This window comes from Bradyrhizobium sp. (assembly GCF_035701725.1).
Classification (GTDB): Bacteria; Pseudomonadota; Alphaproteobacteria; order Rhizobiales; family Xanthobacteraceae; genus Bradyrhizobium.
In genome coordinates this window covers 1-5,885 of the sequence record NZ_DASSRP010000330.1, presented here as the reverse complement: position 1 = coordinate 5,885, position 5,885 = coordinate 1, and the positions used below count along the sequence as shown (strand labels likewise).

At 61.0% G+C, this 5,885-nt stretch carries 6 protein-coding genes; 5 read left to right on the top strand and 1 reads right to left on the bottom strand.

Annotated elements, in window-relative coordinates:
* A partial coding sequence (locus VFL62_RS19925) for an acetate--CoA ligase family protein (RefSeq protein ID WP_325174098.1) occupies nt 1-561 on the bottom strand: 561 nt, incomplete at its 3' end.
* Nucleotides 562-878: 317 nt separating this feature from the next.
* Between VFL62_RS19925 and VFL62_RS19920 the strand changes: the two genes are divergently transcribed.
* From VFL62_RS19920 to VFL62_RS19900, 5 genes are all read left to right on the top strand, one after another.
* On the top strand, nt 879-1,571 hold the full coding sequence (locus VFL62_RS19920; RefSeq protein WP_325174097.1) for a GntR family transcriptional regulator: 693 nt from the start codon (nt 879-881) through the stop codon (nt 1,569-1,571).
* Nucleotides 1,572-1,821: 250 nt separating this feature from the next.
* Entirely contained in the window at nt 1,822-3,564 is a 1,743-nt protein-coding gene (gene oxc / locus VFL62_RS19915; protein ID WP_325174096.1) for an oxalyl-CoA decarboxylase, read from the top strand.
* Between the two features lie 53 nt (nt 3,565-3,617).
* Nucleotides 3,618-4,895, top strand: a complete 1,278-nt coding sequence (frc, locus tag VFL62_RS19910; protein WP_325174095.1) for a formyl-CoA transferase — start codon at nt 3,618-3,620, stop codon at nt 4,893-4,895.
* Nucleotides 4,896-5,106: 211 nt separating this feature from the next.
* Nucleotides 5,107-5,244, top strand: coding sequence for a hypothetical protein (locus VFL62_RS19905; RefSeq protein WP_325174094.1), 138 nt, complete (start codon nt 5,107-5,109; stop codon nt 5,242-5,244).
* 239 nt (nt 5,245-5,483) lie between these two features.
* Nucleotides 5,484-5,885, top strand: a 402-nt coding sequence (locus VFL62_RS19900; protein WP_325174099.1) for an MFS transporter, incomplete at its 3' end; no start/stop codon positions are given.

Sequence of the window (5,885 nt, the reverse complement as noted above, 5' to 3'; positions counted from 1 at the left end):
CGGATCGCCGCCGCGCACGCCTTTGAGCATTTCGTGGGCCTGGATGCCGTCGAGCATCGATAGCGCGTCGTCCTTGGTGGCCGGCGCGAGACGGAAGGTGACGTCCTTCAGCACCTCGACCAGCACGCCGCCGAGGCCGAAGGCGACCAGCTTGCCGAACGAGCCGTCGGTGATGGAGCCGACGATGACTTCGGTGCCGCCGGCGAGCATCTGCTGGATCTGGATGCCCTCGATCTTGGCGTCGGCCTTGTACTTCTTGGCGTTGGCCAGAATGGTGTCGTAGGTCTTCTGGGCATCTTCGGCGGTCTTGACGCCGACCACGACGCCGCCGGCTTCGGTTTTGTGGAGGATGTCGGGCGAGACAATCTTCATCACCACCGGGAAACCCATGGAAGATGCGATCTTCGCCGCATCGGCCGCCGACTTGGCGAGGCCCTCTTTCGGGACCGGAATGCCGTAGGCATCGCAGACAAGCTTGCCTTCGGGCGCCGTCAGGCTCGTGCGTTTGTCCGCCTTGACTGCATCGAGGACTTTGCGGACCGCATCTTTGGAATTCGACATTGGTTTCCTCCGTGACTTCTATTCTTGGGCGCAAGAAGCACATGCTGGCATCAGCATCATGACTTGCCTTGCAAAGACTCGTTCGATCGTCTGATGGCGGACGCTGGGAGCGTCCGCTCCGGCTTGACCAACGCCGCGGAAATTGGTTCGTATGGCATTTGGTATGCCAGAAACGAACTTGTCAAGTCGCGGAAATGCTGAAAACAGGGGCAACTTGACATTCTGGCATGTGGTATGCCAAAAATTACTGAGTTCTGGTTCTTATTTATAAGATACACCAACACCGGACCGATTGATCAATCAAGGCACCATTGAGCATGGCCGATGCTGATATTGCCGTTGTCCGGATCGTGCCGGAGACGAGCTTCAAGAACAAGGCGTATGAGGCGCTGAGAGAAGCCATCCTGAAGATGGACATCTACGCGACGCCGGAACCCGTGATGCTCGACGAGCGCGCGCTGTCCGAGCGTCTCGGCGTCAGCCGCACCCCGATCCGCGAAGCGATCGCGATGCTGGAGCAGGACGGCTTCGTCAAGACCGTGCCGCGCCGCGGCATCATGGTGGTGCGGCGGACCAAGAGCGAAATCGTCGACATGATCCGCGCCTGGGCCGCGCTCGAAAGCATGGCGGCGCGCCTGATCACGACCACCGCGCGCAAGAAAGACATTTCGGCGCTGCGCGACTTCTTTGCGGACTTCGGCAAGGACCGCCTGCCCGAACATCACGTCGAGGAATATTCCAGGGCTAATATCGCGTTTCACCAGGCGTTGATCGCGCTCAGCGAGTCGCCGGTGCTGGTCGACATGACCAACGATATCCTGCTGCACGTGCGCGGCTATCGCCAACTGACAATCGGCCGTGTCGAACGCATCGCGGCGTCCCTGCCCGAGCACATGGCCATTATCGATGCGCTCGAACAGCGCGATACCGAGCTTGCCGAAAGGCTGGCGCGCGATCACACCCTCGGCCTTGCGTCTTTTGTCGAGGCGCATGGCAAGGAACTGTTCTAGTGGTCCGATTCCAACACTCGCATCCCTTCTCAGCGAGCACTTTTGTGAATGTTGGAATCGAAGGACCACTAGCAAATTTAGCTTTGTAGTGGAGTTAGGATTTGACATTCGCTTTGCGAAATTGAGGCCAGGGGTGTAGCGAATTTCAAATCCACTCCACTAGTCGGCTTCACGAACTGCACGACCAACCAGGGGCGAATTCACTTGCCCCCATCAAAAAACGATACCAACGATACCAAGGAGAAGCGGGATGTCCGCAGTAGTACAGAGCATCGATGCCAAAGCCGCCGAGACCGAACAGGAATTGACGGACGGCTTTCATCTCATCATCGACGCGCTCAAGCTCAATGACATCAAGACGATCTACGGCGTTCCGGGCATTCCGATCACCGACTTCGGGCGCATGGCGCAGGAAGAAGGCATCCGCGTGCTCTCGTTCCGCCACGAACAGAATGCAGGTTATGCCGCCGCGATCGCCGGCTACCTGACCAAGAAGCCCGGCATCTGCCTCACCGTTTCGGCGCCGGGTTTCCTCAACGGCCTCACTGCGCTCGCCCATGCCACCACCAACTGCTTCCCCATGATCCTGATCTCGGGCTCGTCGGAGCGCGAAATCGTCGACCTCCAGCAGGGCGACTATGAAGAGATGGATCAGCTCGCGATCGCCAAGCCGCTGTGCAAGGCGGCGTTCCGCGTGCTGCACGCCGCCGATATCGGCATCGGGCTTGCCCGCGCGATCCGCGCCGCGGTCTCCGGCCGCCCCGGCGGCGTCTATCTCGATCTGCCGGCAAAGCTGTTCGGCCAGGTCATGAACGCCGAAGCCGGCCGCAAGTCGCTGGTCAAGGTGATCGATGCGGCCCCGGCCCAGATTCCCGCACCGAGCGCGGTCAAGCGCGCGCTGGACGTGCTCAAGAGCGCCAAGCGCCCGCTGATCATTCTCGGCAAGGGCGCGGCCTATGCGCAGGCCGATGACGACATCCGCAGCTTCGTCGAGAAGAGCGGCGTGCCATTCCTGCCGATGAGCATGGCCAAGGGCCTGTTGCCCGATCTTCATCCTTTGTGTGCGGGTGCGGCGCGCTCGACCGTGCTCAAGGAAGCCGACGTCGTCATGCTGATCGGCGCCCGCCTCAACTGGCTGTTGTCGCACGGCAAGGGCAAGAGCTGGGGCGACGCACCGAAGAAATTCATCCAGATCGATATCGAGCCCAGGGAAATGGACTCCAACGTCGAGATCGCCGCGCCCGTGGTTGGCGACATCGGCTCCTGCGTCTCGGCACTGCTTGCGGCGATGGGCAGCGGCTGGACCGCGGCGCCGTCCGATTGGGTGCAGAAAGTCTCCGCCAAGCGCGAAGAGAACGTCGCCAAGATGGCGCCGCGCCTGATGAACAACAACTCGCCGATGGATTATCACGGCGCGCTCGGCGTGCTGCGCACGATCGTCAAGGAGCGGCCTGACGCCATTCTCGTCAACGAAGGCGCCAACACGCTCGACCTCGCCCGCGGCGTGATCGACATCTACAAGCCGCGTAAGCGGCTCGACGTCGGCACCTGGGGCGTCATGGGCATCGGCATGGGCCAGGCGATTGCCGCCACCGTCGAAACCGGCCATCCCGTGCTCGCGATCGAGGGCGACAGCGCCTTCGGCTTCTCCGGCATGGAGATCGAGACGATCTGCCGCTACAACCTGCCGGTCTGCGTCGTCATCTTCAACAATAACGGCATCTATCGCGGCACCGACGTCAACAAGAGCGGCGGCGCCGATCCGGCAACGACGGTGTTCGTCGCCGGCGCGCGCTACGACAAGATGATGGAGGCGTTCGGCGGCGTCGGCATCAATGCGACCTCACCGGACGAACTCAAGCGCGCCGTGAACGCGGCGATGGATTCCGGCAAGCCTACGCTGATCAACGCGGTGATCGACCCGGCCGCCGGCTCCGAGAGCGGACGCATCGGCAACCTCAATCCGCAGAGTGCGCTCAAGAAGAAAGCCTGAACCGATTCACGAATCCCCCCAGCGGGGAAAACAGATACGACGGGAGTAAGACCATGACCAAGGCGCTCAAGGGCGTTCGCATTCTCGATTTCACCCACGTCCAGTCGGGACCGACCTGCACGCAGCTGCTGGCATGGTTCGGCGCCGACGTGATCAAGGTGGAGCGTCCCGGCGTCGGTGACATCACCCGTGGCCAGTTGCAGGACGTCCCGAACGTGGACAGCCTGTATTTCACCATGCTCAACCACAACAAGCGCTCGATCACGCTCGACACCAAGAACCCGAAGGGCAAGGAAGTCCTGACTGCGCTGATCAAGTCGTGCGACGTGCTGGTGGAAAACTTCGGCCCCGGCGTGCTCGACCGTATGGGCTTCCCCTGGGAGAAGATCCACAGCATCAATCCGAAGATGATCGTGGCGTCGATCAAGGGCTTCGGCCCCGGCCCCTACGAAGACTGCAAGGTTTACGAGAACGTCGCGCAGTGCACCGGCGGCGCCGCTTCCACCACCGGCTTCCGCGACGGCTTGCCGCTCGTGACCGGCGCGCAGATCGGCGACAGCGGCACCGGATTGCATCTGGCGCTCGGTATCGTCACCGCGCTGTATCAGCGCACTCACAGCGGCCAGGGCCAGCGCGTGACCGCGGCGATGCAGGACGGCGTGCTCAACCTCTGCCGCGTCAAGCTGCGCGACCAGCAGCGTCTCGCTCACGGTCCGCTCAAGGAATACAGCCAGTTCGGTGAAGGCATTCCGTTCGGCGAAGCGGTCCCGCGCGCCGGCAACGATTCCGGCGGCGGACAGCCCGGCCGCATCCTCAAGTGCAAGGGCTGGGAGACCGATCCCGACTCCTACATCTATTTCATCACCCAGGCGCCGGTCTGGGAGAAGATCTGCGATGTGATCGGCGAGCCGAGCTGGAAGACGGATCCGAACTACGCCAAGCCGGCGGCCCGGCTGCCGCGCCTGAACGAAATCTTCGCGCGCATCGAACAGTGGACGATGACCAAGACCAAGTTCGAGGCGATGGACATCCTCAACAAGTTCGACATCCCCTGCGGCCCGATCCTGTCGATGAAGGAACTTGCCGAGGACCAGTCGCTGCGCGCCACCGGAACCGTGGTCGAGGTCGACCACCCGACCCGCGGCAAGTACCTCTCGGTCGGCAACCCGATCAAGCTGTCGGATTCCCCGAGCGAGGTGAAGCGCTCGCCCCTGCTCGGCGAACACACCGATGAAATCCTGCGTCAGGTGCTCGGCTTCTCCGACCACCAGGTGAAGGAAATCCACGATTCGGGCGCGCTCGACCCGCCGCGCAAGGAAGCCGCGGAGTAAAGTCCGCGCATCTGATGATGCCGAAAGGCCGCCGGACCCGGCGGCCTTTTTCTTTATCTTCAATAAGTTAGCCGCACGATTTGAATCACAAATACCAGCATTCATGCTGCATTGCGAAGAAATTCATGCTGCTATGCAAACAAATGAATTGCGACTGGCATCTGGCATACCTATGTTGTGGACGGCTTAGCTACCACTGCAAGGAAATCAGATGTCCAAGATCGCTTCCCTCACCGTTTCGTCTTCTCCGTCACTGTTCGGCCGTCTCCTCGCCCTGATCGACCATGTCCTGATGACGAATGCAGAGATTGCGCGGCGTAACGGCGATGTGCCCTATTTCGGGCTTTGAAACTCAAACGTTATTTTAGTTGCCCACCAAAAAGGCCCCGGTCGTCCGGGGCCTTTTTGCTTGCAGGTTCTCCGCTGCGCTCGGGAAAACTATCCCACCACGCGGGAAAATTCGGCAAAGAGGTGCCACCAAAGTACCATCTGGCTCAAAATGTCCTTGCGCTCTGGCATATCACATACCAAAATGCGCATACCGGTCACGCCCTCGACACAAAACAAAAGCGTACCAGGGGAGGATATATGGAGCCCACTTCAGAAGCGATCGCCCCACAGGGCACACACTTCCGCTGGTTGCAACTTGCGATGGGCATCGTCTGCATGGCGATGGTCGCAAACCTGCAATATGGCTGGACGCTTTTCGTCGATCCAATTTCGCAGAAGCATGGCTGGACTCGCGCTGCAGTCCAACTAGCCTTCACCCTCTTTGTGGTGACGGAGACCTGGCTCGTCCCGGTCGAAGCATGGTTTGTCGATAAATACGGACCGCGCGCCGTCGTGATGTTCGGCGGCATCATGGTGGCGGTCGCCTGGGTCCTCAACTCATATGCTGACTCGCTGACGCTGCTTTATCTCGCGGCGATCCTCGGCGGCATCGGCGCCGGCGCGGTCTACGGCACTTGCGTCGGCAATGCGCTGAAATGG

Excerpts from the sequence above, each read along its gene's own strand:
- VFL62_RS19920 (WP_325174097.1), top strand. The coding sequence starts at position 879 with ATGGCCGATGCTGATATTGCCGTTGTCCGGATCGTGCCGGAGACGAGC.
- oxc (WP_325174096.1), top strand. The coding sequence starts at position 1,822 with ATGTCCGCAGTAGTACAGAGCATCGATGCCAAAGCCGCCGAGACCGAA.
- frc (WP_325174095.1), top strand. The coding sequence starts at position 3,618 with ATGACCAAGGCGCTCAAGGGCGTTCGCATTCTCGATTTCACCCACGTC.
- VFL62_RS19905 (WP_325174094.1), top strand. The coding sequence starts at position 5,107 with ATGTCCAAGATCGCTTCCCTCACCGTTTCGTCTTCTCCGTCACTGTTC.